The 24916-nt window shown below is 73.1% G+C and carries 26 protein-coding genes; 16 read left to right on the top strand and 10 right to left on the bottom strand.

Going from position 1 to position 24916, the window contains the following annotated elements; all coding sequences use genetic code 11:
* Positions 1-248 precede the first annotated feature (248 nt).
* The 11 genes from ABD143_RS16480 to ABD143_RS16430 are packed head-to-tail and all read left to right on the top strand — an operon-like array spanning position 249 to position 10818.
* Positions 249-1097: a CoA transferase subunit A gene (locus ABD143_RS16480; protein WP_343978411.1), complete on the top strand. Its 849-nt coding sequence runs from the start codon at positions 249-251 to the stop codon at positions 1095-1097.
* Positions 1094-1900, top strand: a complete 807-nt coding sequence (locus ABD143_RS16475; RefSeq protein ID WP_343978408.1) for a CoA-transferase subunit beta — start codon at positions 1094-1096, stop codon at positions 1898-1900. The genes ABD143_RS16480 and ABD143_RS16475 overlap by 4 nt, the downstream gene beginning before the upstream one ends.
* Before the next feature lie 5 nt (positions 1901-1905).
* The gene (locus ABD143_RS16470) at positions 1906-2970 is read left to right on the top strand and encodes an NAD(P)H-dependent flavin oxidoreductase (protein WP_343979101.1); all 1065 of its coding nucleotides are present in this window, start codon (positions 1906-1908) and stop codon (positions 2968-2970) included.
* Positions 2967-3770, top strand: coding sequence for an SDR family oxidoreductase (locus tag ABD143_RS16465; RefSeq protein WP_343978405.1), 804 nt, complete (start codon positions 2967-2969; stop codon positions 3768-3770). Before ABD143_RS16470 ends, ABD143_RS16465 begins: the two co-directional genes overlap by 4 nt.
* Before the next feature lie 56 nt (positions 3771-3826).
* Positions 3827-4558, top strand: a complete 732-nt coding sequence (locus ABD143_RS16460; RefSeq protein ID WP_343979098.1) for an enoyl-CoA hydratase family protein — start codon at positions 3827-3829, stop codon at positions 4556-4558.
* A gap of 10 nt (positions 4559-4568) precedes the next feature.
* Entirely contained in the window at positions 4569-5708 is a 1140-nt protein-coding gene (locus tag ABD143_RS16455; RefSeq protein ID WP_343978402.1) for an acyl-CoA dehydrogenase family protein, read from the top strand.
* Positions 5709-5710: 2 nt separating this feature from the next.
* Positions 5711-6730 (top strand): acyl-CoA dehydrogenase family protein, encoded by a 1020-nt coding sequence (locus ABD143_RS16450; protein ID WP_343978399.1) that lies wholly within the window; start codon positions 5711-5713, stop codon positions 6728-6730.
* 45 nt (positions 6731-6775) lie between these two features.
* Positions 6776-7678 (top strand): enoyl-CoA hydratase, encoded by a 903-nt coding sequence (locus ABD143_RS16445; protein WP_343978396.1) that lies wholly within the window; start codon positions 6776-6778, stop codon positions 7676-7678.
* Positions 7678-8538, top strand: a complete 861-nt coding sequence (locus ABD143_RS16440) for an SDR family oxidoreductase (RefSeq protein WP_343978393.1) — start codon at positions 7678-7680, stop codon at positions 8536-8538. The genes ABD143_RS16445 and ABD143_RS16440 overlap by 1 nt, the downstream gene beginning before the upstream one ends.
* A gap of 1 nt (position 8539) precedes the next feature.
* Entirely contained in the window at positions 8540-9721 is a 1182-nt protein-coding gene (locus tag ABD143_RS16435) for an acyl-CoA dehydrogenase family protein (protein ID WP_343978390.1), read from the top strand.
* The gene (locus ABD143_RS16430) at positions 9721-10818 is read left to right on the top strand and encodes an acyl-CoA dehydrogenase family protein (RefSeq protein ID WP_343978387.1); all 1098 of its coding nucleotides are present in this window, start codon (positions 9721-9723) and stop codon (positions 10816-10818) included. Before ABD143_RS16435 ends, ABD143_RS16430 begins: the two co-directional genes overlap by 1 nt.
* Positions 10819-10889: 71 nt before the next feature.
* Here the strand turns inward: ABD143_RS16430 and ABD143_RS16425 are convergent, their stop codons facing one another.
* From ABD143_RS16425 to ABD143_RS16405, 5 genes are all read right to left on the bottom strand, one after another.
* Positions 10890-11705: an SDR family oxidoreductase gene (locus ABD143_RS16425; RefSeq protein WP_343978384.1), complete on the bottom strand. Its 816-nt coding sequence runs from the start codon at positions 11703-11705 to the stop codon at positions 10890-10892.
* Positions 11706-11712: 7 nt separating this feature from the next.
* Positions 11713-12864: an acetyl-CoA C-acetyltransferase gene (locus ABD143_RS16420; protein ID WP_343978381.1), complete on the bottom strand. Its 1152-nt coding sequence runs from the start codon at positions 12862-12864 to the stop codon at positions 11713-11715.
* 279 nt (positions 12865-13143) lie between these two features.
* Positions 13144-14154: an SDR family NAD(P)-dependent oxidoreductase gene (locus ABD143_RS16415; protein WP_343978378.1), complete on the bottom strand. Its 1011-nt coding sequence runs from the start codon at positions 14152-14154 to the stop codon at positions 13144-13146.
* A gap of 3 nt (positions 14155-14157) precedes the next feature.
* The gene (locus tag ABD143_RS16410) at positions 14158-14355 is read right to left on the bottom strand and encodes a hypothetical protein (protein WP_343978375.1); all 198 of its coding nucleotides are present in this window, start codon (positions 14353-14355) and stop codon (positions 14158-14160) included.
* Positions 14348-15271: an SDR family NAD(P)-dependent oxidoreductase gene (locus ABD143_RS16405; protein ID WP_343978373.1), complete on the bottom strand. Its 924-nt coding sequence runs from the start codon at positions 15269-15271 to the stop codon at positions 14348-14350. Before ABD143_RS16405 ends, ABD143_RS16410 begins: the two co-directional genes overlap by 8 nt.
* A 351-nt stretch (positions 15272-15622) precedes the next feature.
* On the opposite strand from ABD143_RS16405, the gene ABD143_RS16400 reads away from it, so the two are divergent.
* A complete protein-coding gene (locus tag ABD143_RS16400; protein WP_343978371.1) occupies positions 15623-16609 on the top strand; it encodes an LLM class F420-dependent oxidoreductase in 987 nt (328 codons plus the stop codon).
* 154 nt (positions 16610-16763) lie between these two features.
* On the opposite strand, the gene ABD143_RS16395 is transcribed toward ABD143_RS16400, so the two are convergent.
* The 3 genes from ABD143_RS16395 to ABD143_RS16385 form a co-directional block, all read right to left on the bottom strand.
* Positions 16764-17234, bottom strand: coding sequence for a MaoC family dehydratase (locus tag ABD143_RS16395; RefSeq protein ID WP_343978369.1), 471 nt, complete (start codon positions 17232-17234; stop codon positions 16764-16766).
* A gap of 75 nt (positions 17235-17309) precedes the next feature.
* The gene (locus ABD143_RS16390) at positions 17310-18401 is read right to left on the bottom strand and encodes a phosphotransferase family protein (protein WP_343978367.1); all 1092 of its coding nucleotides are present in this window, start codon (positions 18399-18401) and stop codon (positions 17310-17312) included.
* Positions 18402-18573: 172 nt separating this feature from the next.
* On the bottom strand, positions 18574-20220 hold the full coding sequence (locus tag ABD143_RS16385; protein WP_343978364.1) for a FadD3 family acyl-CoA ligase: 1647 nt from the start codon (positions 20218-20220) through the stop codon (positions 18574-18576).
* A 151-nt stretch (positions 20221-20371) separates the two neighbouring features.
* On the opposite strand from ABD143_RS16385, the gene ABD143_RS16380 reads away from it, so the two are divergent.
* The 4 genes from ABD143_RS16380 to ABD143_RS16365 all read left to right on the top strand — a co-directional run bounded on the left by ABD143_RS16380 (position 20372) and on the right by ABD143_RS16365 (position 23127).
* Positions 20372-20680, top strand: a complete 309-nt coding sequence (locus ABD143_RS16380) for a hypothetical protein (RefSeq protein ID WP_343978361.1) — start codon at positions 20372-20374, stop codon at positions 20678-20680.
* Positions 20681-20736: 56 nt separating this feature from the next.
* Positions 20737-20961, top strand: coding sequence for a hypothetical protein (locus ABD143_RS16375; protein WP_343978358.1), 225 nt, complete (start codon positions 20737-20739; stop codon positions 20959-20961).
* A 46-nt stretch (positions 20962-21007) separates the two neighbouring features.
* Complete coding sequence (locus ABD143_RS16370; protein WP_343978356.1) at positions 21008-22750, top strand: 3-ketosteroid-delta-1-dehydrogenase; 1743 nt, start codon at positions 21008-21010, stop codon at positions 22748-22750.
* Positions 22751-22977: 227 nt separating this feature from the next.
* Positions 22978-23127 carry a nuclear transport factor 2 family protein gene (locus tag ABD143_RS16365; protein ID WP_343978354.1) on the top strand — a complete coding sequence of 50 codons (150 nt, stop codon included), beginning with the start codon at positions 22978-22980 and terminating at the stop codon, positions 23125-23127.
* 79 nt (positions 23128-23206) lie between these two features.
* Here ABD143_RS16365 and ABD143_RS16360 read toward each other — a convergent pair whose 3' ends face one another.
* Both ABD143_RS16360 and ABD143_RS16355 read right to left on the bottom strand, forming a co-directional pair.
* Positions 23207-23830 (bottom strand): TetR/AcrR family transcriptional regulator, encoded by a 624-nt coding sequence (locus tag ABD143_RS16360; RefSeq protein ID WP_343978353.1) that lies wholly within the window; start codon positions 23828-23830, stop codon positions 23207-23209.
* A gap of 62 nt (positions 23831-23892) precedes the next feature.
* The gene (locus ABD143_RS16355; RefSeq protein ID WP_343978351.1) at positions 23893-24702 is read right to left on the bottom strand and encodes an IclR family transcriptional regulator; all 810 of its coding nucleotides are present in this window, start codon (positions 24700-24702) and stop codon (positions 23893-23895) included.
* Positions 24703-24916: the final 214 nt, after the last annotated feature.

Below are 24916 nucleotides of genomic sequence, written 5' to 3'. Positions count from 1 at the left end.
CGATCAGTAGGGCACGAGTTGAGGTTGAGTCAAGCGCTTGCTTGCAAGGTAGCACGTCGGGTGTTCCGACTCGCGGCCGTGCGCATCCGGGCGTCTCGACGAGCGGGAGTCGGCGCTGCCGGTGACCGGTCACCCGGCTACCGTCGCGGGCTCGTCCCACGGTTCCCTCGTCCGTGCCGCCTTTCAACCAAGCGCTTGTTCATATACTCTGCGGGTCGACGCCACGAGGCGTGGAACGGAGTGCTGGCATGGCCGACAAACTCATGATTGAAGCCGACGTCGTCTCCCGGTTGAGCTCCGGGATGACGATCGGGATCGGCGGCTGGGGCTCGAGGCGTAAGCCGATGTCGCTGGTCAGAGCGTTGCTGCGGTCGGACGTGACCGACCTGACCGTCGTGAGCTATGGGGGCCCGGACATCGGGCTGCTGCTGGCGGCGGGCAAGATCTCCCACCTCGTCTACGGCTTCGTCTCCTTGGACTCGATCCCGCTCGAGCCGCACTTCCGGGCGGCCCGGGAGCGGGGCGGGGTGCGGTTCACCGAGTACGACGAGGGCATGCTCCAGTGGGGGCTGCGGGCCGCGGCCAACCGGCTGCCCTTCCTGCCCATCCGCGCGGGGCTCGCGTCGGACGTGCTGCGGTCCAACCCGGACCTGCGCACCGTGCGCTCGCCCTACGGCGAGGAGGAGCTGCTGGCCATGCCGGCCCTGAGGCTCGACGCGGCGCTGGTGCACATGAACCGCGCCGACGCCGCGGGCAACGCCCAGTACCTGGGGATCGACCCCTACTTCGACGACCTGTTCTGTCAGGCCGCGGACCGGGCGTACGTCTCCGCGGAGCGGATCGTGCCGACCGGCGAACTGCTCGCCGGCGGGCCGCCGCAGAGCCTGCTGATCCAGCGCTGGCACACCCACGGGGTGGTGCACGCCCCGAACGGCGCGCACTTCACGTCCTGCGAGCCTGACTACGGGCGCGACGAGCCGTTCCAACGGGAGTACGCCGAGGCCGCCGCGAACCCACAGGCTTGGGAGGCGTTCGTGTCCCGCTACCTGTCGAGCGACGAGAAGCAGTACCAGGAGACCGTGGGGGCGACGGCATGACCGAGGTGATCGAGACCGGCGCGAACAACGGCGCCGCGAGCCCGGCCGAGGCCGCCACCCTGGCGGAGATCTGCGCCGTGGCATGCGCGCGGGCCTGGGAGGGCGACGGCGAGATCCTCGCCAGCCCGATCACGCTCATCCCGTCGATCGCGGCCCGGCTCGCCCGGGCAACCACGGATCCGGACCTGCTGCTCTCCGACGGAGAGGCGTCCCTGGCCGGTGGCGTGTGGGCGGTCGGCGACGACCCGCCGGAGATCGAGGGCTGGCTGCCCTACCGTGCCGTGTTCGACGTCTGCTGGGCGGGCAAGCGGCACGTCATGATGGGGCCGGTCCAGCTCGACCGGTTCGGCAACGCGAACATCTCGGCGATCGGTGACTTCGACCGGCCCGAGCGGGCGCTGCTCGGGATGCGCGGGGCGCCGGGCAACACCGTCAACCACCCCACCAGCTACTGGGTGCGCAAGCACCGCCCGCGGGTGTTCGTGGACAAGGTCGACGTCGTGTGCGGGATCGGCTACGACCGGGCGGCGGCCGCAGGCCCCACTGCCCAGGAGTTCCTGGATCTGCGCCGGGTGGTCAGCGATCTGGCCGTGCTGGACTTCGGCGGCCCGGACGGTGCGATGCGGCTGGTCTCGACCCATCCCGGCGTCACGGTGGACGAGGTCGTCGAGGCGACCGGGTTCGAGCTGGCGATGGCCGACGAGGTCGTCACCACCCCGCTGCCGACGGCCGAGGAGCTGCGGCTCATTCGGGAGGTCATCGATCCTAAGGGCCTGCGCGAGCGTGAGGTGAAGCCGCGATGACCGCCCTGCGCACTCGGATCACCGACCTCATCGGGGTGCGGTATCCGGTCGTGCAGACCGGGATGGGCTGGGTGTCCGGGCCGGAACTGACTGCCGCGACCGCGAACGCGGGCGGGCTGGGCATCCTCGCCAGCGGCACCCTCTCGCTCGCGGAGATGCTCGCCGGCATCCACGCGATCAAGGAGCGCACGGACGCCCCGTTCGGCGTGAACCTGGTCGGCACGGCGCCGGACGTCGAGGAGCGGGCCAAGGCGCTGATCTCGGAGAAGGTCCTGGTGGCCTCGTTCGCCCTAGCTCCACAGCAGCGGGTGTTCGGCCTGCTCAAGGACGCCGGGATCACCGTGATCCCCTCGATCGGCGCGCGCCGGCACGCGGAGAAGGTCGCCGCGTGGGGTGCCGACGCGGTGCTGGTGCAGGGTGGCGAGGGCGGCGGGCACACCGGCAAGGTGCCGACCAGCCTGCTGCTGCCGCAGGTCGTCGACGCCGTTGACATCCCGGTGATCGCGGCGGGCGGGTTCTTTGACGGCCGCGGCCTGGTCGCGGCGCTGGCCTACGGCGCCGACGCGATCGCGATGGGCACCCGGTTCCTGCTCACCTCCGACAGCACCGTCCCGCGGCGGGTCAAGCAGGCCTACCTCGACGCCGGGGTGGAGGGCACCGTCGTCACCGACCTGATCGACGGCGTGCCCCAGCGGGTGCTGCGCACGCCGATGGTGGAGCGGCTCACCGCCGAGGGTGGCCAGAGCCCGCGGGCGCTGGCCCGCTCGGTCCGCAGCGCCGTCGCCCTCAAGCAGGCGGTCGGCTCGAGCTGGCCCGAAATCGTCCGCCAGGGCATCGCCATGCGCAAGCAGCGGGAGCTGAGTTGGCGCCAGCTGCTGATGGCCGCCAACACCCCGATGATGATCCGCACCGGCATGGTCGAGGGCCGGGTCGACGTCGGCAGCCTCGCCAGCGGCCAGGTGGCCGGCCTGATCGACGAGCTGCCCTCCTGCGCCGAGCTGATCGAGCGCATCATGGCCGAGGCCGAGAAGACGCTTGCCCGGCTGGGCTCGTTGGGAGGGAACGCATGAGCGGCCCAGTGACACGGGGTGTCCCGTCCGTCCCCGAGCCGCCTGCCGGGCACGGCCTGCTCGCGGGCAAGACCGTCCTGGTGACCGCTGCCGCCGGCACTGGCATCGGCTCGGCCACCGCGCGGCGCTGCCTGCAGGAGGGCGCCCGGGTCGCGATCAGCGACCGGCACGAACGCCGGCTCGCCGAGACGGCCGAGGCCCTCGCCGAGGTCACGGGGGAGAAGCCGTTCGCCATCCCCTGCGACGTCACCATCGAGGACCAGGTCCAGCGGATGATCGCAGCCACGGTGGAGACGTTCGGCCGGCTCGACGTACTGGTCAACAACGCCGGTCTCGGTGGCAGCGCGAGCGTGCTGGAGATGACCGACGAGCAGTGGTTGCGGGTGCTCGACGTGACATTGAACGGCACGTTCCGCTGCACCAGGGCGGCGCTGAAGCAGATGGCCGAGCAGCGCTCCGGGGTGATCGTCAACAACGCCTCGGTGATCGGCTGGCGGGCCCAGAAGGAGCAGGCGCACTACGCCGCGGCGAAGGCCGGGGTCATGGCGCTCACCCGCTGCTCCGCGCTCGACGTCGCCCACCTGGGCATCCGGGTCAACGCCGTGTCGCCCAGCATCGCCGCCCACGAGTTCCTCGCGCGGACCACGACCGAGGAGCTGCTCGACGAGCTCGCGAGCCGGGAGGCGTTCGGCCGCGCCGCGGAGCCATGGGAGGTGGCCAGCGTGATCGCGTTCCTGGCCAGCGACTACGCGAACTACATGACCGGCGAGGTCGTCTCGGTCTCCAGCCAGCACCCCTGAGAGGAACTCCTCCGATGAGTACCGACACCGCCCGCGCCGGGACCGCCAACCACGGCATCACCGTGTCCACCGCAAGCCCGGGCGTCGTCGAGGTAGTGATGGACGCGCCGCCGGTCAACGCGCTGACCGCGGCGGGCTGGTTCGCCCTCGCCGACGCTCTCACTGCGGCGGGCGCCGATCCCGCGACGCACGTCGTGGTCCTGCGCGCCGAGGGCCGCGGCTTCAACGCCGGGGTGGACATCAAGGAGCTGCAGGCCTGCCCGGACAACTCGGCGTTGATCGGGGTGAACCGCGGCTGTTCCGCGGCGTTCGCCGCGGTCTACGACTGCCCGGTCCCGGTGGTCACAGCCGTGCACGGCTTCTGCCTGGGCGGCGGGGTCGGCCTGGTCGGCAACTCCGATGTGATCGTCGCGAGCGAGGACGCCACCTTCGGGCTGCCGGAGGTCGACCGCGGGGCGCTCGGCGCCGCGACGCACCTGTCCCGGCTGGTACCCCAGCACCTGATGCGCGCGATGGTCTACACCGCCAAGCCGGCCACCGCAGCCCAGCTGCACGCCTTCGGCTCGGTGCACAGCGTCGTCCCGCGCGAGCAGTTGCGCGCGACGGCGCTCGACCTTGGCGGCGAGATCGCCGCCAAGTCGTCGCCGATCATCAGGGCCGCGAAGGAGTCGCTCAACGGCATCGACCCGTGGGACGTGAAGCGCAGCTACCGCTACGAGCAGGGCTTCACCTTCGAGCTGAACCTCTCCGGTGTCGCGGACGAGGTCCGCAACACGTTCGGGCGCTGACGGGGCCGGCATGGACCTGATCTGGAGCGAGGCGGAGGAGGCGTTCCGCGCGGAGGCGCGCGAGTGGCTCACCGTCAACGTGCCGGACACCCCGCTGCCCTCCGGCGACACCCGGGAGGGCTTCACCGCGCACCTGGACTGGGAGCGCCGGCTGTTCGACGCCCGCTGGTCGGTGGTCTCGTGGCCCGAGCGCTACGGCGGGCGGGACGCCTCGCTGTGGGAGTGGCTGATCTTCGAGGAGGAGTACTACCGGGCGGGCGCGCCGCAGCGGGTCACGCAGAACGGCGTCTTCCTGCTCGCCCCGACGCTGTTCGAGTTCGGCACCCCGGGGCAGCAGGACACCCTGCTGCCTCGGATGGCCGCCGCGCAGGACCTGTGGTGCCAGGGCTGGTCGGAGCCGGGCGCGGGCTCGGACCTCGCCGACCTCAGCAGCCGGGCGAGCCGGGTCGACGGCGGGTGGCGGCTGTCCGGGCAGAAAACCTGGACCACCCGCGGAGCGTTCTGCACCCACCTGTTCGGGCTGTTCCGGTCCGACCCCGAGTCGGTCCGGCACAAGGGGTTGACCTACTTTCTGGTGCCACTCGACGCCGAGGGCGTGGCGGTGCGCGGCTTCGGCAGGCTCGACGGTGACGAGGGCTTCGCCGAGGTCTTCCTCGACGACGTGTTCGTCCCCGACTCCGCGGTGCTGGGCGGGGTCGGCAAGGGCTGGTCGGTCGCGATGGCCACCACCGGCTCCGAGCGCGGGCTCACGCTGCGCCCACCCGGCCGGTTCCTGGAGTCCACCCGGCGGCTGCGCGACCTCGCAGTGGCGCACCCCGAGCGGCTCTCCGGTCGGCTCCGGGAGGACGTCGTCGAGGCGTGCATGCGGGCCGAGGCTTACCAGCTGTTCACCCTGTCGCAGGTCAGCGACCTGGTGAAGGGCAGGCCCGCGGGTGCGGAGTCGAGCCTGAACAAGATCTGGTGGTCGGAGCTGGACGTGCTCACCCACCGCACGGCGCTGGCCCTGCGAGGCGCGGAGGCCGGTGTCGACGAGCAGTGGAGCCGCGGCTTCCAGTTCGCCCTCGCCGGGCCGATCTACGCCGGGACCAACGAGATCCAGCGCAACGTCGTGGCCGAACGGGTGCTTGGCCTGCCACGGGCCGGGAGGTAGTCGTGGACTTCAGTCCCACCGAGCTGCAGCGTGAGCTCGCCGAGGGCACCCGGGAGGTGCTGGACCGGCACTGCCCGCCAACTGTCGTCCGGGCCGCCTGGGAGAAGCCCGGTGCCAACGGGCCGGACGCGCTCTGGTCCGCCCTGGCGGAGCTGGGCCTGCCCGGCGCGCTTGTGCCGGAGGGGGCGGGTGGGCTCGGGCTCACGGTCAGCGACCTGCTGCCGGCCCTGCTCGAGACCGGTCGCGCGGGCGTGCCCGCACCCGTCGTCGAGACCGCGCTCGTCGCGGTCCCGCTGCTGCTCGCCGGCAGTGGCCACGACGAGCTCGCCGGCCGAATCGCCGCGGGGGACGCAGTGGTCACCGCGGCTCTCGCAGGCGAGCCCGTGCCGTGGACCGGGTCGTCGGGCCATGCCCTGCTGCTCGACACCGCGGGAGCGGCCCGCCTGCTCGCGCAGCCGGCCCAGGGCGCGGAGCAGCTGCCGAGCGTCGACGGGTCCCGGCCGCTCGCCCGGGTGGATCCGAGCGCCGGGGCGGCCATGACCGCCGATCCCGGTGCGGTGCGCGCCGCCCGGCTGCGCGGGGCGCTCGGTACCGCCGCCCAGTTGGTCGGGCTGGCCGAGCGGCAGCTGGAGATGACCGTCGGCTACGTCACGCAGCGCCACCAGTTCGGGGTGCCCGTCGGCAGCTTCCAGGCGGTCAAGCACCACCTCGCCGACGCCCTGCTCGGAGTCCGTTTCGCCGAGCCCGCGGTGCGCCGCGCCGGTCTCGCCGTCGACGCCGACCCCGCGGCGGAGCGGCCGGACACCGCCATGGCCGTGTCGATGGCGAAGGCGTTCGCGTCGGACGCCGCGGACACGGTGTCTCGCACCGCGATCCAGTGTCACGGCGCGATCGGCTACACCGACGAGTACGACCTGCAGCTCTACGCCAAGCGGACGTGGGCCCTCGCCGCCGCGTGGGGGACCGCTGGGGAGCACCGCGCCGCGTACGGCGACGCCCTCGGCCTGCCCCCGGCCCGCTGACGCGACCCCACGGGCGCACCATCCGCCAGGAGAGAGGAAGACCCGATGACCGCCACCGAACCCGCACCGGGCGCCGCGGCCCAGCAGGAGACGGCCGAGCCGGTCGTCCGGTACGAGAAGTCCGGCGCCGTCGCCCTGGTCACGATGAACCGGCCCGAGTTCCGCAACGCGCAGAACTCGGCGATGACCTACGCCCTCGACGAGGCGTTCTACCGCGCGGCCGAGGACGACGCCGTGTCGGCGATCATCCTGCGCGGCGCGGGCAAGCACTTCAGCGCAGGCCACGACATCGGTACGCCTGGTCGCGACGTCGACACGTCGTTCCCGCGCCGCGCCGGGCTGTGGTGGGACCACGTCGGCAAGTCCGGCGCCGAGTCGCGGCTGGCCCGCGAGTCGGAGGTCTACCTGGGCATGTGCCGGCGCTGGCGGGAGCTGCCGAAGCCGCTGATCGCCCAGGTGCAGGGCGCCTGCATCGCCGGCGGTCTGATGCTCGCCTGGGTCTGCGACTTCATCGTCGCCTCCGGCGACGCGTTCTTCGCCGACCCGGTCGTGCGGATGGGCATTCCGGGTGTCGAGTACTTCGCCCACCCGTGGGTGATGGGGCCGCGGCAGGCCAAGGAGTTCCTCTACCTGGGTGAGCGGATCGACGCGCAGCGGGCCCTGTCTTGGGGCATGGTCAACCACGTCGTGCCGCGCGCCGAGCTGGACGAGTACACGTTCTCGATCGCGCAGCGGATCGCGGCCATGCCCAGGCTCGGGCTTGCGCTCACCAAGAAGGCCGTCAACCAGGCCGAGGACCTGATGGGCCAGGCCGCCGGGATGGACTCGGTGTTCGGCCTGCACCACCTGGCGCACGCGCACAACGCCGAGGTCGGGTCGGACTCGCTCGGTGGGCAGGACGCGCGCAGCATGCGCGACGCCCGGCGCAGTTCTGAAGGGAGCTCGTGATGGGACGGGTCGTCATCGTGACCGGGGCCGGCCAGGGTCTCGGCCGGGCGCACGCCCACGCCTTCGCGGCGGAGGGCTACGACGTGGTGGTCAACGACGTCGGGCCGGCGGCCGAGACCGTCGCGGCGGAGATCACCGCAGCCGGTGGCTCGGCGGTGGCCACGTCCGGGGACGTCTCGGACTGGGAGTACGCCGAGTCGCTCGTGCGGACCGCCGTGGATCGCTTCGGGGACCTGCACGTGCTGGTGAACAACGCCGGGCTGGTGCGTGACCGCATGCTCGTCGGGATGAGCGAGCAGGAGTGGGATCTGGTGGTGAAGGTCGACCTGAAGGGCCACTTCTGCCCGCTCCGGCACGCCGCGGCGTACTGGCGGGCCCAGGCGAAAGCGGGCAGGCCGGTGAGCGGGCGGATCGTCAACACCAGCTCCGGCGCGGGCCTGATGGGCAGCATCGGGCAGGGCAACTACACCGCGGCCAAGGCCGGGGTCGTCGGCCTCACGCTCGTCGCGTCCGCGGAGCTGGGCCGCTACGGGGTCACCGCCAACGCGCTCGCCCCAGCCGCCCGGACCCCGATGACCGAGGCGGTGTTCGCCGACATGATGGCGACGCAGGGAGCCGGGTTCGACGCGATGGCCCCCGAGAACGTCTCGCCGCTGGTGGTCTGGCTGGGCTCGGCGGAGGCCGGTGGCGTGTCCGGCCGGGTCTTCGAGGTCGAGGGCGGCCGGATCGGCCTCGCCGACGGCTGGCGCTACGGCGTGCGCCGCGAGCTCGACCGCCGCTGGGAGGTCGCCGAGGCCGGCAAGGCGGTGCTGGACCTGCTCGCCGAGGCCGAGCCGCCGACGCCGGTATACGGGGCCTGACGTGGACCTCCGGTTCTCCGCGGCGGACGAGGCCTTCCGCGCCGAGGTGGCCACCTGGCTCGCCGCCAACCTCACCGGGGAGTTCGCCGAGCTGGTCGGTGCGGGCGGGCCCGGCCGCGAGCACGAGCACCTCGAGGCCCGAAAGGCCTGGGAGCGGCGCCTGGGCCGCGACGGCTGGATCGGGCTCGGCTGGCCGGAGTCCGACGGCGGGCGCGGCCTGTCGTGGGAACGGCAGGTGATCTTCTACGAGGAGTACGCCAGGGCGGGCGCGCCCGGCCGGGTCGGGCACATCGGCGAGCAGCTGCTCGGCCCGACGCTGCTGATGTTCGGCACGCCCGAGCAGCGCAGGCGCTTCCTGCCCGGGATCCTCGACGGCACCCAGCTGTGGTGCCAGGGCTACTCCGAGCCCGGCGCGGGATCGGACCTGGCCGCGGTCTCCACCCGGGCCGTGCTCCGCGACCGCGAGTGGCACATCGACGGGCAGAAGGTGTGGACCTCGCTCGCCACCGAGGCCGACTGGTGTTTCGTGCTGGCCCGCACCGAGCCCGCGTCGTCCCGGCACCGTGGGCTGTCCTATCTGCTCGTGCCGATGGACCAGCCGGGCGTTGACGTCCGGCCGATCGTGCAGCTCACCGGCACGTCGGAGTTCAACGAGGTCTTCCTGGACGACGCCCGCGCCGCCGCCGACGACGTCGTCGGCGCGCCGGGGGAGGGGTGGAAGGTCGCGATGGGCACCCTGGCCATCGAGCGCGGGGTGTCGACCTTCGGCCAGCAGATGGGTTTCGCCCGGGAGTTCGAGCAGGTCCTGGCCATGGCCAGGGCCACGGGGGCGGCCGACGACCCCTCGACGGCCGACCGGCTTCTGGACTCCTGGATGGAGCTGCAGGTACTCCGGCACACGGCCGTGATGACCCTCGGCGCACCTGTGGGCGCCACCCCCGGTACGGAGGCCAACGTCGCGAAGCTGATGTGGGCGCCGTGGCACCAGCGGCTCGGCGAGCTGGCCGTCGACGTCCTTGGCGCGGCGGGCACGGTCGCGGTGGGGCCGGGCGAGGCCGAGCTCACCCCGGCCCAGCAGCTGTTCCTGTTCACCCGTTCCGACACCATCTACGGGGGCTCGAACGAAGTGCAGCGCAATGTGATCGCCCAGCGGATGCTGGGCTTGCCCCGGGGGCCGGTCTAGTGGACGTCACCTTCAGCGACGAGCAGCGCGACCTGCGCCTGATGGTGCGCGAGCTGCTCTCCCGGGAGGCTGGCGAGGGCCCCGCCTCCACGATCTGGAAGCGGCTGTCCGGCGAGCTGGGGCTGACCGGGATCACCGTCCCGGAGGAGCACGGCGGCGCGGGCGCGTCGTCGATCGAGCTGGGGATCGTGCTCGCCGAGCTCGGCCGGGCCCTGACCCCCGTCCCGTTCCTGCAGACGGCGGTGGCGGCGACCGCCCTCGCCGAGTCGGGTGCCGCCCTCGCGGCCGAGGTGCTGCCCGCGATCGCCGCCGGCGAGTTGGTCGCGGGCCTTGCGACGCCCGGCCCCGCGGCCGGTTACCCGAGCGCGACGCGCACGGCCGACGGCCTGGTGCTGCGCGGGACGCTGGAGAACGTCGTGGACGGGCCATACCTCGGCCTGCTGCTCACCCCGGCGGTCGTGGAGGGTGCGACGGTGCTCGCCGCGGTCCGCACGGCCGCCTCCGGCGTGACGTCGACGACGCTGCCCACCCTCGACCGGAGCCGCCCGCAGGCCCGGATCGTGCTCGACGGCGCCGCCGCCGTCGAGCTGGGTGACGCCGCGGCAGCGTCGCGCGCGGACGACCTGCTGCTCACCGCCGTTGCGGTGGAGAGCGCCGGCGCGGCGCGGTACTGCCTCAACACCACGGTCGAGTACCTGGGCACGCGGGTGCAGTTCGGCCGGCCGGTCGGCACGTTCCAGGCGGTGCAGCACCGCTGCGCGGACCTCGCCGTTCTGGTCGAGGCGGCGACGTCGACCGCGTGGTACGCGATGTGGGCCGCCGGACTCGCTGCTGGTACCGGCAGCGGGTCGGCCGCGGTGTCGGCCCCGCTGGCGAAGGCGTATTGCGCGGACACGTTCCGGACGGTCGCGGGGGAGATGATCCAGCTCCACGGCGGGATCGGCTTCACCTGGGAGCACCCGGCGCACCGCTACTTCAAGCGCGCGACCTCCACCGACCTTCTCTTTGGCGGCCGGGCCTGGGTCCGGTCGCTCGTCGCCAGGCGGGCGGGGCTGGCCGGACCGGCCCGTCGCGGATCGAGGGGGGCGACCTACTGAGCGCCACCGGCCCCGGCGGGGCTCGTTCTTCGGCGAGCGCCCGCGGCCGCATGTTCTCGGAGGCTCTCGCGCTAGCGGGTGCCGCCGGCCGCGGACGGGGGGAGTGACGCCAGGAACCGGGCGGGGAACTCCCCGCCGCCCGTGACCGCGAGGTCGGCCCCGTTGACATAGCCGGCCAGCGGCGACGCCAGGTAGACGCAGGCTGACGCGACGTCCTCGGGGGAGGCCATGCGCCCGGCCGGGACCGTGTGGTCGAGGCGTTTCAGGACGTCCTCGCCCGCCTCGGCCGCGGAGGCGTACCAGTCGGCCATGCCCTCGGTCGCGACCTGCCCCACCGTCACGTGGTTCACCCGCACGGCGGGCGCCCACTCCAGGGCCAGTGCGCGGGTCAGCATCAGCAGCCCCGCCTTGGCCGCGGAGTAAGCGGCGGTGCCGGGGCTGGGGTCGTGCCCGCTCAGACTGCCGATGTTGACGATGCAGCCCCGGCCGCGCTCCTGCATCACTGCGTTGGCGGCCTGCGCCACGTAGAACGCCGAGTGCAGGTTCAGCGCGACGACCCGGTCGAAGAAGCGGGTCGACATCGTCGCCGCATCGGCGGCCGGGGAGCCGCCCGCGTTGTTGACCAGAACGTCGAGGCCGCCGAAGGCTTCGGCCGCGGCTCGGACGGCCGCAGCGGCCTGGTCCGCCTGACGCAGGTCCGCGGCGACGAAGGCGGCGGTGCGCCCGTCCGCCTCCGGCAGCTGCTCGGGCTCGGTGCGCCCGCACACCATCACGTCCGCACCAGAGGCGAGGAACCGGGTGGCGATCACGCGGCCGATCCCGCGCCCGCCGCCGGTGACGAGCACTGCCCGGCCCTTGAAGTCCCAGGGGTGCAGGGGGTCAGTCATCGCGAGCTCAGCCGAGACGCTCGAGGATGGTGACGTTGGCCTGGCCGCCGCCCTCGCACATGGTCTGCAGGCCGAACCGGCCGCCGGTGCGCTCGAGCTCGTGCAGCAGGGTGGTCATCAGCCGGGCACCGGTCGCCCCGAGCGGGTGGCCAAGGGCGATCGCGCCGCCGTTGACGTTGACCTTCTCCGGGTCCGCCTTCGTCTCCTGCAGCCAGGCCTGCGCGACGGACGCGAATGCCTCGTTGATCTCCACGAGGTCGATGTCGTCGAGCGTCATGCCGGTCTTCTCCAGCGCGTAAGCGGTGGCCGGGATCGGCGCGGTCAGCATCCACACCGGGTCGGCGCCGCGCGCCGAGAGGTGGTGGATGCGGGCCCGGGGGGTGAGCCCGAACCTGCGCACGGCGTCGGCCGAGGCGACGAGCAGCGCGGCCGCGCCGTCGGAGATCTGGCTGGACACGGCCGCGGTGACGATCCCGCCCTCGTGGACCGGCTTGAGCGAGCGGATCTTCTCCAGGTTCGGCTCGCGGGGACCCTCGTCGTGCTCGACGCCCGCGACGGGCACGATCTCGCGGGCGAATCGGCCCTCGGCGCGCGCCCGCAGCGCCCGCACGTGCGAGGTCACCGCGAAGGCCTCCATGTCCTCCCGCGAGATGCCCCAGTTCTCGGCGATCATCTCGGCCGACCGGATCTGGTTGATCTCCTGGGTGCCGTACCGCGCTCGCCAGCCGGTGGATCCCGAGAACGGGTCGGGGAAGCCCAGCGGCTGGGCGAGCGTCATCGCCGAGCTGATCGGGATGCTGCTCATGGTCTGCACGCCGCCCGCGACGACGAGGTCGGCGGTGCCGCTCATCACCGCCTGGGCCGCGAAGTGGACGGCCTGCTGGGAGGATCCGCACTGGCGGTCCACCGTGACACCGGGAACCTCCTCGGGCAGGCCTGCGGCCAGCCAGCAGGTGCGGGCGACGTCGCCGGCCTGCGAGCCGACGGTGTCCACGCAGCCGAACACGACGTCCTCGACGGCGGCGGGGTCGATCCCGGAGCGCTCGACCAGTGCGGTGAGGACCGCGGCCCCGAGATCGGCCGCGTGCACTCCTGCCAGGCCGCCGCCACGCCTGCCGACCGGTGACCTGACCGCCTCCACCAGGTATGCCTCAGCCACTGGGCCCTCCTTCTGCGCGAGTCACCGCCAGCCTATACCGAGATGAACCAAGCGCTTGGTCGGAAAGCTCACGCCGGCGGTCAGTCCCGGTGGATGGGAGGCGAACGCCGCCGTGCGGGCGCGGCGCCGCCGTCAAGCACGACCGAGGTCATCACCTTGGTCACCCCGTGCCGGTCCTCGACGGAGTGAGTCCCCCAGGGTCGGGAGTGGAAGAGCGAGTCGCGGATCATGCGGTAGACCAGCCACCCCCTGGCCCGGGCCGGGCGGCCCGCCCGACCGCTACGCCTGCATGCCGCCGTCGATGCGCAGGACGATGCCGTTGACGTAGCCGGCGTCGTCGGAGGCGAGGTAGGCGAAGCCGGCGGCGAGTTCGTCGGGATAGCCGAAGCGCTCGGGGTCGAGCGGCATGATCCGGTCCATCAGCGACACGTCGACGCCTTCGGGCGGCGTGAACTGGCCGGAGATGGGTGTGTCGACGACGCCCGGGGCGATGGCGTTGACGCGGACGCCCTGCCGGCCGTAGTCGACGGCGAGGGTCTGCGTGAGTGAGATCACCCCGCCCTTCGACGCCGAGTAGGCGGCGCTCCACGGCTGGCCCTTGGTGGCGGCCGTCGACGCACAGTTTGTGATGGAGCCGCGGGTCGCGAGCAGGTGGGGGATGGCCTCCCGGCAGAAGAGGAACGTGCCGGTGAGGTTGATGCCGATGATCTCGTTCCAGCCGGCCAGCGTCTCCTGGCTCGACTCGGCGAAGTGGCCGAGGCCGGCGATGTTGCTGAGGTTGTCGAGCTTGCCGTAGCGCTCGACGGCTACGGCGACGCAGGCCACGATCGACGCCTCGTCGCTCACGTCGCACACTTGGAAAGCGGCGTCGCCGCCCGCGTCGCGGATCTGGGCCGCGGTGGCCTCGCCCGCCTCGGCCTGGATGTCGGCGCAGAAGACCTGGGCGCCCTCGGCCGCGAGGCGCAGGGCCGTCGCCCGACCGATGCCGGACGCCGCTCCCGTGACGAGGGCCGTCTTGCCGGTGAGGCGCTGGGGGACGGTGGACATGGCGATCTCCCTGGTGGGGTGGGGTGCGGGATGGGGGCCCGGTGCCGCCGGACGTCCCGCACCCGGGTCGATCCTCGACGCGTTCGCCGCCACGACGTCGAGACGGCCCAGCTCCGCGCCCCCGGCGTCGAGGACCGCGGCGAGCCCGTCCAGGTCGCGGACGTCGGCGACCCCGGCGTGGACGCGCCGGTCGAGCGCCTCGACCTGTGCGACCGTCTCCGCGAGCCCCTCCTCTGTGCCCATCCCTCAGTGCACGCAGTCCAGCTGCCGGCACAGGTCGACCGCGATGATGTCGGCGCCCTCCTCGGCGAGCCGGACGGCGTGGCTGCGGCCCTGGCCGCGGGCCGCCCCGGTGATCAGCGCGACCTTGCCGTGCAACGACTGCGGGTCCGCCGTGCCGGCCCCGACCGACTGGGTCAGGATCGCGGCGTCTGCCTCACGCATGGGTAGCCGCCGTGACGGTCGAGCCGGCGCCGTTGGCGGCGGTGCGCTCGGCCAGCAGCCCGGCGACCGCCTGGCCCGCCTCCGCCACCGTCATCCGCCGCCCGGCGTCGACGGTGCCGACGTAGCGCCAGCCGTCGAAGAGGCGCAGCTCGCCACCTTTGGCGTAGAGGACCCGGCCGGTGATGTCGCAGTCCGCCGACACGAGCCAGGCGACGGTCGGGGAGACGTTGGCGGGATCGAAGATGTCGAACTCCGCGGGATCGGCCGGGGCGCGCACAAGGTCCGCCACGCCTGGGGTGTCCTCGGTCATCCGCGTCCGGGCGACCGGGGTCAGCGCGTTGACCCGCACCCCGTAGCGCCCGAGCTCCTGGGCGAGGATGACCGTCGCGCCGGCGATCGCGGCCTTCGCGGCCCCGTAGTTCGACTGGCCGACCTGGCCGACCAGGCCCGAGGTCGAGGACATCGACACCACCGACGCGGCGAACCGGCGACCGGCCTTGCTCTCGTCGCGCCAGTACGCCGCGGCGATCCGGGTGGGGCAGAAGAAGGACTTGAGGTGGTTGCGGATGGCGCCGTCCCACTCGTCCTCGGACATGTTCACGAACATCCGGTCGCGCAGCACGCCCGCGCTGTTCACCAGCCCGTCGAGCCGGCCGTAGTGCCCCAGGGCGAGATCGAGCAGCGACTGCGCGCCGCCCATGGTGGCGATGTCGGCCGAGGAGGCCACGGCGGACCCGCCGGCCTCGGTGATCTCGGCCGCGACGGCCTGGGCGACGGCCGGATCGGCCCCGCTCCCGTCGACCGCGCAGCCCAGGTCGTTGACCACGACGTGCGCCCCCTCCGCCGCAAGGGCCAAGGCGTGCGCACGGCCGAGGCCGCCACCCGCACCGGTCACCGCGATCACTCGATCGGTCAACAGCCCGCCCACCATCGTCTCCCTCGTTCCGGACGCCGCAGGGCCTTGGATGGCCGCTCCGCCGACGTCGCACGCGGCTTGAACAAGCGCTAGCTCGACCGTACCCGGGCACCCCCGCTCAGGAAAGGGTGACGGGCGACAGAGGCCGGAGAGGGTGCCGCGCGACGACCGGACGCCTTGTGTCCTCTCGGAGGCCCGGGCAAGCTGGACATCAAGGATTAACCAAGCGCTTGTTCTTATGCGGAGGGTGGTCTCGATGATGGCTTACGGGCAGTCGGAAGCGGGCGTCATTGCGCGCTCGCCGAGTCGGCGGTGCGTCCAGTGACCCGGGGAGCGCCGACCCCGTTCGGGATGACGATCCCGCTGACGGATCCGCTCACTGACGTGCCCGGGACGGCCCGCGCCCTGCGCGACGCCGGGTACGGCGATCTGTGGTCGGCCGAGACGGCGCGGTTCGACGCGTTCACCCCCCTGGTGGCGGCCGCGCACGCCGTCCCGGAGCTCGGTCTCGGCACCGCGATCGCGTCCGTCTTCGCGCGCGGGCCCGGGATGCTGGCGATGACGGCGGCGGCGCTGGCGGACCTCGCCCCCGGCCGGTTCCTCTTGGGTGTCGGGGCGTCAACGCCGACGATGAGCGAGGGCTGGCACGCGACGCCGTTCGAGCGCCCGCTCGCGCGCGTGCGGGATACGGTCAGGTTTCTGCGTGCGGCGCTGGCCGGGGAGCGGGTGAGCACCGAGTTCGAGACGTTCGCGGTCCGCGGGTTTCGGCTGGAGCGCCCCCCGCCGGTGCCGCCGCCGGTCCTGGTCGCCGCGCTGCGTCCGAAGATGATCGAGATGGCGGTGCGCGAGTCGGACGGGCTGGTGCTGAATTGGCTCTCGGCCGAGGACGTGGGCACGGTGCTCCGCGTGGCGGAGAAGGCCGCGAGCGACGTGCCGCACGTCGCGGCCCGGATCTTCGTGTGCCCGTCGCCGCGGACCGACGTCGTCCGGGGGGCCGCCCGCCGGCTGATCTCCACCTACGCGAGCCAGCCGGCGTACGCGGCGTTCCATCGCTGGCTCGGGCGTGGCGACCTGCTGGCCACGACCTGGTCGGCGTGGGAGGCCGGGGACCGGAAGGCGGCGACCGCCGCAGTCCCCGATCGCGTCGTGGATGACCTGATCGTGCACGGCAGCGTCGAGGACTGCGCCGAGCACCTGGGCCGCTACGTCGAGGCCGGGGTGACCCGGCCGATCGTCAAGCTGATGCCGCTCGATCCGGAGCGTGACCTGATGGCGGACGCGCTGGCCCTCGGCGCCGCCCTGGGCCGTGCCACCGCCCCGGGTCCCGTGCGGGCATGAGGAAGGCCGCCGGTCCGGGATCCGGGCCGGCGGCCTTCCCTGGGCTTAGAGCGAGACGGCCAGCGCGTCGAGTGCCTATTCGCTCGCGGACCAGCCGGTCGGTCCAGGCGAGGTCGGCAGCTGAGCCGGGGTCGGTGCTGAAGCCCGGGTCACGTCAGGCCATCCAACGGTTGAGGGTCTCGACCACGCACCCGGGCTTGGCGCGGCCCTCGATCTCCGCGGTCACCCGGATCGTCGCCTGCACGCCGCCAGGAACGTCGTCGCAGGCCAGGACCTCGCCCCGGCCCCGGATGCGGGAGCCCACCGTGACCGGGGCCGGGAAGCGGACCCGGTTGGCGCCGTAGTTCACTCCCATGCTGACCCCGCGGACGCTGAGCATCTGAGGCAGGAAGAAGTTGCACAGCGACAACGTGAGGTAGCCGTGCGCGATCGTCGACCCGAAGGGCGACTCCCGGGCGCGCTCGGGATCGACGTGGATCCACTGGTGGTCGCCGGTGACATCGGCGAAGGCGTCGACGCGGGGCTGGTCGATCAGGAGCCACTCGGTGGGCCGGAGCTCCGCGCCGACGGCGGAGCGCAGCCCGTCCAGGCCCTCGACGACCAGGGGGGATGCTGGCTCAGTCACGGTCATGTGCCACCTGTCCCGACCGCGGGGATGGTCATTTCACCCACCTGCGACTCCTTCCTACTCGAACATCCGTCAACGACCATCGGCCAGCGCCGCCTCGGTGAGCCGGGCGAGCCGTTCGACCTGCGCGCGGAAGGGCACCAGGTCCGGCCCGGGCGTGGCCGTCGTGCGTGCGGCGGCAATCGCCTCCCGCTGGACGACGCCCGCGACGATGCAGGCCAGCTTCCAATAGCAGAACGCCAGGTAGGCCTCGACCCCTCGGGGCTCCCAGCCCGCGACCTCGCGGTAGGTGGCGACGAGCTCGGCGCGGGTGGCGAAGCCGGGCACCCCCGAGGGCGGATCCTGGAGCGCGACCTCCGCGTCGCCTGGCTCGCCCCAGTAGGCCAGCAGCAGGGCCAGGTCGGCGACCGGGTCGCCCACCGCCGCGAGCTCCCAGTCCACGATCGCCCGCAGCCCCCCGCCGTCGTCGAGGATGCAGTTGTCCAGCTTCGGATCCCCGTGCACGAGTGCGACGCGCTCCTGCGCCGGCACCGCGCGGCCCACCCGCCCGGCGAGGTCCAGCAACATGGTCCGGTACTCGCCGCCGCCGTCCTCCACCTGGCGCGACCAGCGGCGCAGCTGCCGGTCCACGTAGTCGCCGCCGCGCACGAGGTCACCGAGGCCGACGTCGTCGGGCCGCAGGCTGTGCAGCCGGGCCAGCGCGCCGACCAGCTGGTGGCCACTGGCAGCGCGGCACGCGGCGGGCGCCTCGCACGCGGAGGCCGCGTCGCGCAGTACGCGGCCCTCGGCGAACCGGGAGACCACAAACGGCGCCCCGGCCACGGAGGGGTCCTCGCAGACAGCGACGACCCGGGGGACCGGCACCGCGGTAGGCCCGATCGCCCGCAGGATGCGCGCCTCGCGCAGCACGTCGTGCGCGGTCGCCAGGACCGGCCCGGGCGGTGGCATGCGCAGCACGTGGCGCGTGCCGGCCGCATCGGTCACCACGAGCGTCAGGTTCGACCGTCCGCCGGACAGCTCCTCGATCCGCAGCGGGAGCAGGCTGCCCGGCACGTGGGTGGCGAACCACCCGCTGAGGGGGCCCGCCGGGTCCGGTCCTCGCGCCGGCGCAGCGACGGATGTGCCGCCCGCGGCATCCGGCGCGGGGAGCCGATCGCGTGCCATGAGGTGTCCCTTCGTCCGGCCGGGACCTGACTATACCAAGCGCTTGCTCGGAAAGGTGTCGGTCGAGTCTGACGATCGGGGTCGACGTCGCCGGCCCCTGACCAGATCGGCGCACGCGGGGCCCTGCCGCCAGGCGGGACCCCGCTCCTCTCGTTTCGTTCCCAGCCGGGGCTCAGCGCGTGGCCGACGGCCGGGCGTTCTTGTTCAGGGCGGGCTCGCGCAGGGCCGCCTTCGCGACCTTGCCGGTCGCCGCGCGAGGCAGCTCGGGCAGGACCACCACCGAGCGCGGCACCTTGAAGTTCGCCAGCCGCTCCCGGCACCACGCGAGCAGCTCCTCCTCGGTGGACGGCGCGGCGCCGTGCCGCAGTACCACGAACGCCCGGCCGACCTCGCCCAGCCGCTCGTCGGGCACCCCGACGACCGCCGCCTCGGACACCGCCGGGTGCCGGCACAGCAGCTGCTCGACCTCGGCAGGCGAGACGTTGAAGCCGCCGACGATGAACATGTCCCCGAGCCGGCCGGTGATGTGCAGGTTCCCGCCCTCATCGAGATGGCCGATGTCCCCGGTGTGCAGCCAGCCGTCGGCGTCCAGGGCGGCTGCGGTGGCCGCCTCCGGGTCGCCGAGGTAGCCCGACATGACGTTGTAGCCGCGGACCAGGATCTCCCCGCTGCCGTCGCCGCCCACCGGGTCGATGGCGACCTCGACGTCGTCGACGGCGCGACCGCTGGTCGACTCGACCAGGTCGTCCGGGTCGCCCAGCCGGCACATCGTGGCGACGCCGGTGATCTCGGTGAGGCCGTAGGCGGTGAGGATGTCGCGGAAGCCGAGGTCGCTGCGCATCCGCCGGATGAGCTCGGAGGGGATGACGGCCGCGCCGGTGACCGCCAGCCGCAGCGACGACAGGTCGCGCTGCAGGCGTGTGGGGTCGTTCATCAACGTGGCGTAGAGGGTGGGTGGGCCGGGGATGCCGGTCACCCGCTCGCGCTCGATGAGCTCGAGGACCGAACGCGGGTCGAGCCGCCGCACCGGCAGTGCGGTCGCCCCCCGCACCAGGCACGACAGCAGCCCCGCCAGCAGCCCGAAGCTGTGGAAGAACGGGTTGACCAGCAGGTACCGGTCGCCGGCGCGGAGCCCGAGGTTGCCGGTGTAGGTGGTGTAGAGGCGGACGACCTGGCCGTGTGTATGCGGAACGCCCTTGGGGCGGCCGGTCGTGCCGGAGGTGAACATGACCTGCATGCGCGTGTCCGGGGTGACGGCGTCGCGAGCGGCCGCGACGGCGCCGTGCGGGCAGCTGTCCGCCCCCGCCAGGAACTCCTCCCACGGGAGCTCGGCCCAGCCGACGGCGCCCTCCGGGACCGGGCCCTCCGGACGGGGCTCGCCCAGCGTCACCACGGTGCGCAGGCCGGGCAGCGGGCCCGCGCCGCGAAGCATGCCGAGGTGGTCCTGGCCCAGAAAGCCGTGCTCGACGAACAGCCCCACCGCGCGGCTGCGCGCCAGCACGTGGTGGGCCTCCTCGCCGCGGTAGCGGGTGTTCACGGGGACCAGGGTGATCCCGACGTGCAGGCAGCCCAGCGCGGCCACGGCCCAGCGGGCGGAGTTGGGTGCCCACACGGCGACGACGTCGCCCGGGCGAAGGCCGCGGGCCAGCAGGGCCGCGGCGACCTGTTCGACCTCCACGAGCAGCCGGGCGTAGTCCAGGCGCGTTCCGCCGTCGTCGGCGATAGCCTCGATGGCACCGTGTCGGTCGGCGGTGCTGCGGAGCACCGCGGGGATCGTTGCGGCCCCGTCCGGCCGAAGATCCGCTCCCGGTGTCGTCATCGCGCCGTCCTTTCCCGTCGTGGCCGGCTGGTCCGACTCGGGCACGAAAATCGCACAGCGCATGGTGGCACGAATCCAGGTGCCTACCAAGCGCTTGGTGCACTAGGCTCCGAGGTCGGTCGTCTGTCCGGCACGGACTCGAGGTGGCGGTATGAGCGACAGGCTGGTCGGCGCCGATGGCGCGGTGGAGCTCACAGGCCAGGTAGCCCTCGTCACCGGGGGAGCGCGGCGTAAGGACCGGTCGCACGCCGAGGCGCTGGCCGCAGCCGGGGCGATCGTCGTGGTGGCCGACGTCGTGGCACGGGTCGGCTTGGTCGACTACCCGCTGGCGACCGCGGCGGACCTCGAGGAGACGGTGGCGGCGATCCGAGCGGCCCCGCCGACCCGTACAGCCGATTCGCGCCGGCCGGGCTGGGATGACGGTTTGAAGAGTACCAAGCGCTTGGTCGAGCTGGCATAATGGAGGCTCGCCGACCTGCTCGACGCGGAGCAGGCGCCGACCCCGGTGGAGGACCCGTGACCACGACACCGACCGACGTGGCATCCACCGGCGCCGCATCCACCGGCGAGGCGGCGGTACTGCGCACCTTGGCCGCATCGCCACCCCACGGGGTGCAGGTCCACATCCGCACCGACCTGTTCTCCACCGGCATGGCGTTGTTCGGCTCCGTCGTGGAACTGGACTTCCTGTTCACCGGCCCGGGCCGCGAGCAGAACGCCTTCAACTCGCTCCTGCCCTGACCGGGAACAGCCGCTCCCGCACCCCACCCCGTACCGGAGGACACCGATGACCACCCCCGAGCCACTCGCCCCGGTGGCAGCGCGCGACATCACCGTGGACCTGCTCGTGATCGGGTCCGGGACCGGGATGGCCGCCGCGCTCGCCGCCAAGGAACGCGGGCTGGACGTGCTGATCGTGGAGAAGACCGACTACGTCGGCGGCTCCACCGCCCGCTCCGGCGGAGCGTTCTGGATCCCGGCGAACCCGATCCTGCGCGAGAACGGATCCCCCGACTCGCCCGAGCAGGCGGCCGAGTACACCCGCGCCGTCGTCGGCGGCACCGCCCCCGACGAGCGGTGGCAGGCGTTCCTCGAGCACGGCACCGAGACCGTCGAGATGCTGCGCCGCACCACACCCATGAAGTTCATTTGGGCGAAGGGCTACTCGGACTATCACGCGGAACTGCCCGGCGGCTCGGCCGTCGGCCGGACCTGTGAGTGCCGCCCCTTCGACGCCTCCGTCCTCGGACCCGAGCGGGCCCGGCTCCGGGCGGGAGACCTGAAGGCGCCGGTGCCGATGCCCGTGACCGGCGCGGACTACAGGTGGATGAACCTCATGCTGCGGGTGCCCCGCAAGGCGATTCCCCGGGTGCTGCGCCGGGTCACGCAGGGGATCGGGGGCATGGCGCTGGGCCGGGAGTACACGGCCGGGGGGCAGGCGCTGGCCGCCGGGCTGTACGCCGGTGTGCTGCGAGCTGGCATCCCGCTGTGGACCCGGACCTCGCTTACCCGGCTGGTCACCGAGGGCGAGCGGGTGACCGGCGCCGTGCTGGAGCAGGACGGCCGGGAGGTCACCGTCGGCGCTCGGCGCGGCATCGTGCTCGCCACCGGCGGGTTCGACCACGACATCGTGATGCGCCACGAGCACCAGCTGAAGGCCCTCGAGCCGGGCTGGAGCCTCGGCAGCGAGGGCAATACCGGCGACGGGATCAAGGCCGGTGAGAAGGTCGGCGCGGGGACCGCCCTGATGGACCAGGCCTGGTGGTACCCGGTGGTGGCGCCGCTCCCCGGCGACGCGCCGCAGAACCTGCTCGCCGAGCGCTCGCTGCCCAGCTCGTTCATGGTCGACGGCTCGGGGAAGCGGTTCGTCAACGAGTCGACGGACTACATGAGCTTCGGGCAGTGCGTGCAGGCCCGCGAGCGCGCGGGCGACTCGGTCGGCACGACCTGGCTGGTTTTCGACCAGCGCTACCGCAACAGCTACGTGTTCGCCGGCGTGCTGTTCCCGCGGATGCCGATCCCGCAGGCCTGGTACGACGGCGGGATCGTGCACCGCGCGAAGACCCCGGCTGATCTGGCGCGCGCCGCCGGACTGCCGGAGGAGACGTTCGTCGCGACGTTCGACCGGTTCAACGAGCTCGCCGCCGCCGGGATCGACCACGACCTCCACCGCGGCGAGAGCGCCTACGACCGGTACTACGGGGACCCGACCGTCGCGCCGAACCCGAACCTACGGCCGCTCGAGGGGACGCTGTACGCGGTGAAGGTCGTCCTCGGCGACCTCGGCACGTGCGGTGGCCTGCGCACCGACCGGCACGGCCGGGTGCAGCGCGCGGACGGCACGGTGATCGACGGGCTCTACGCCATCGGCAACACCGCGGCCAACGCCTTCGGCAAGGTCTACCCGGGTGCGGGCGCCACGATCGGCCAGGGCATCGTCTTCGGCACTATCGTGGCCGGGCACGCGGCGCAGGCCGAACCCGCCGAGGTGCCGCCCACCATCTCGGCCGTCGCCCGGGACCCGCGGTGACGGTCGCCGGACCGCGCCGGCGGCCGAGCGGATCACCGAGAAGGTCGAGCGGTACCTGGCCGCCGTCGGGAGCGGCTCCGCCGAGGACATCGTCGCCTGCTACGCCGACGACGCCACGCTGGAGGACCCGGTCGGCAGCGAGCCGCGGTGCGGCAGGGGCCGCGATCCAAGAGTTCTACGCGGCACTCCGGGGTGCCGGGCGGGAGACCGAACTCGTCACGGTGCGGGTGGCCGGGGCGAACGCGGCGTTCCGCTTCCGCGTGCGGACCCATCTCCCGGACCAGGTCGTCGAGATCGAGCCGATCGAGGTCATGACGTTCGACGCCAAGGCCCGGATCACGCGCGCGTTCTGGTCGCCCAGCGATATCCGCGCCTGATCGGCCCCGCCGGACCGGCGGACACGAGAAGGGCGGCGCCACCGGCGCCGCCCTTCTGTGGTGTGTGCGGGGCCCGGTCTCAGGAGCTCCGGCGGTCGGTCCTCCCGGCGGTCCGGCGTGGCGGTCGGGTGAGCCCGTCGAGCACCACGGTCGCGAAGGTCTCGGCGAGCGCAGTGGCCGGATCGGTCGTGTCGGGTGTCGAGACGGGGGAGGAGTGGAAGAGCGCGTCTCGGATGAGCCGGTAGGCGATCCAGGTGGGGACGTCGCCGCGGAAGGCGCCGCCGGCGCGGCCCTGCGCGAGCACGGTGAGCCAGGTCTGCTTGACCTCGTCGGCGGCGTCGCCGAGCCTCTGAGCGTCCGCCCCTTCGTGCACGCGGCGCCGTTCCCGCCGGTAGATGTCGGTCGCGTGGGGATGGCGGATGATCGCCTCCGCGGACGCGACGACCAGCTCGCGGACGGCCTCGCGCGGCGGTAGGTCGCGGGCGATCACGGCCCGGTAGCCGGTGAGCAGGTCGCTCAGGTAGCTGTCGACGACCTCGCCGACAATGGCCTCCTTCGACGGGAAGTGGTGGTAGAGGCTGCCGGAGAGGACGCCGACGCTGTCGGCGATCTCGCGGACGGTGGTCGCGGCGAAACCCTTCTCGGCGAAGAGCCGGGCCGCGCTGGTCAGGATGACGGTCCGGCGCATCCGCTGGTCGGTCACGCGACGACTCCACTGTGGTGCGATGGGTTCGGCGAACGCCTGCGTCGCCACTGGAGAGCCACTCAGGCGCCGACCTGCTGGCGTGGCTGCTGGGCGATCTCGCGCAGGTTGCCCGGCGGTGCGGTGCGGCCCGCGCTGAAGGAGGCCCAGACGGCCTGCGCGGTCGCCCGTACCGGGGCGACGAGCTGTTCGAGGTTGACCCGGCCGACCGGCCCGCAGACCGAGATCGCGGCGACGGGCGCGCCGGGCGCGCCCACCGGTGCCCCGACGCAGGCGAGCCCGCGGGCGGACTCCTCGCGGTCGAAGGCGATCCCGCGGTCCTGTATGTGCGCGAGCTCGTTGCGCAGCCGACGCTCGGTGCCGATGCTGACCGGCGTCGGGAGCGGGAGCGGGCGGCTGAGCAGGGACTCCAGCGTGTGCTCGCCGGCGTAGGCCAGCAGTGCCTTCCCGGCACTGGTGCAGGTCGACGGGGCCCGGCCCCCGACCCGGGACGGCACTCGCAGAGCGAAACGGCCGCCGAGCTTGTCCAGGTAGATGATCTCGGGCCCGTCCAGCTCCGCAAGGTGCACGATGAAGCCGGTCCTGTGGGCGAGCTCGTGCAGGTGGGCCGCGGCGGCCCTGCGGAGCTGGTGCTGGTAGCCCGCGAGCGTGCCGAGCTCCATGATCCGCAGCCCGAGGTGGTAGCGCAGCTGGTCGCGGCGCAGCCAGTGGACCCCGACGAGGTGCTCGAGGATGCGGTGTGCCGACGAGCGGGGCAGGCCAGTACGGGTGACGACCTGGGCCAGGGTTAGGCCGTGCGCGCCGTCGAACACATCGAGGATGATCACGATCCGGTCGATCATCGACACCGGAGCCGGTGACGTCGTCGTCATGGGTCGGCCCTTCCGCCTGGGGCTGATGGGGGCTCCTCGCTCGGCCGAGCTCGTGCCCAGGTTCGTCCAGGTTACGGGCGGGCAGCCATTTGGTCAAGCGCTTGGTCGGGGTCCACTGAGTGGGATGGCGGCCGACCAGAGCGACACCGTTCCCCCCGGCCCGGGGGTCGGTGAGGGAGGGGAACGATGGAGTTCGACGTCATCCTGCCCGGGA

This window comes from Pseudonocardia aurantiaca (assembly GCF_039526725.1).
GTDB classification, from domain to species: domain Bacteria; phylum Actinomycetota; class Actinomycetes; order Mycobacteriales; family Pseudonocardiaceae; genus Pseudonocardia; species Pseudonocardia aurantiaca.
This window is presented reverse-complemented; position numbering and strand designations above follow the sequence as displayed.

Bases quoted from the DNA above. Each gene is read 5' to 3' on its own strand.
- ABD143_RS16465 (WP_343978405.1), top strand. From the start codon at position 2,967: ATGAGCGGCCCAGTGACACGGGGTGTCCCGTCCGTCCCCGAGCCGCCT.
- ABD143_RS16455 (WP_343978402.1), top strand. From the start codon at position 4,569: ATGGACCTGATCTGGAGCGAGGCGGAGGAGGCGTTCCGCGCGGAGGCG.
- ABD143_RS16425 (WP_343978384.1), bottom strand. From the start codon at position 11,705: ATGACTGACCCCCTGCACCCCTGGGACTTCAAGGGCCGGGCAGTGCTC.
- ABD143_RS16355 (WP_343978351.1), bottom strand. From the start codon at position 24,702: ATGACGACGACGTCACCGGCTCCGGTGTCGATGATCGACCGGATCGTG.
- ABD143_RS16480 (WP_343978411.1), top strand. From the start codon at position 249: ATGGCCGACAAACTCATGATTGAAGCCGACGTCGTCTCCCGGTTGAGC.
- ABD143_RS16380 (WP_343978361.1), top strand. From the start codon at position 20,372: ATGAGCGACAGGCTGGTCGGCGCCGATGGCGCGGTGGAGCTCACAGGC.
- ABD143_RS16410 (WP_343978375.1), bottom strand. From the start codon at position 14,355: ATGCGTGAGGCAGACGCCGCGATCCTGACCCAGTCGGTCGGGGCCGGC.
- ABD143_RS16440 (WP_343978393.1), top strand. From the start codon at position 7,678: ATGGGACGGGTCGTCATCGTGACCGGGGCCGGCCAGGGTCTCGGCCGG.
- ABD143_RS16445 (WP_343978396.1), top strand. From the start codon at position 6,776: ATGACCGCCACCGAACCCGCACCGGGCGCCGCGGCCCAGCAGGAGACG.
- ABD143_RS16475 (WP_343978408.1), top strand. From the start codon at position 1,094: ATGACCGAGGTGATCGAGACCGGCGCGAACAACGGCGCCGCGAGCCCG.
- ABD143_RS16400 (WP_343978371.1), top strand. From the start codon at position 15,623: ATGACGATCCCGCTGACGGATCCGCTCACTGACGTGCCCGGGACGGCC.
- ABD143_RS16385 (WP_343978364.1), bottom strand. From the start codon at position 20,220: ATGACGACACCGGGAGCGGATCTTCGGCCGGACGGGGCCGCAACGATC.
- ABD143_RS16370 (WP_343978356.1), top strand. From the start codon at position 21,008: ATGACCACCCCCGAGCCACTCGCCCCGGTGGCAGCGCGCGACATCACC.
- ABD143_RS16415 (WP_343978378.1), bottom strand. From the start codon at position 14,154: ATGGGCACAGAGGAGGGGCTCGCGGAGACGGTCGCACAGGTCGAGGCG.
- ABD143_RS16390 (WP_343978367.1), bottom strand. From the start codon at position 18,401: ATGGCACGCGATCGGCTCCCCGCGCCGGATGCCGCGGGCGGCACATCC.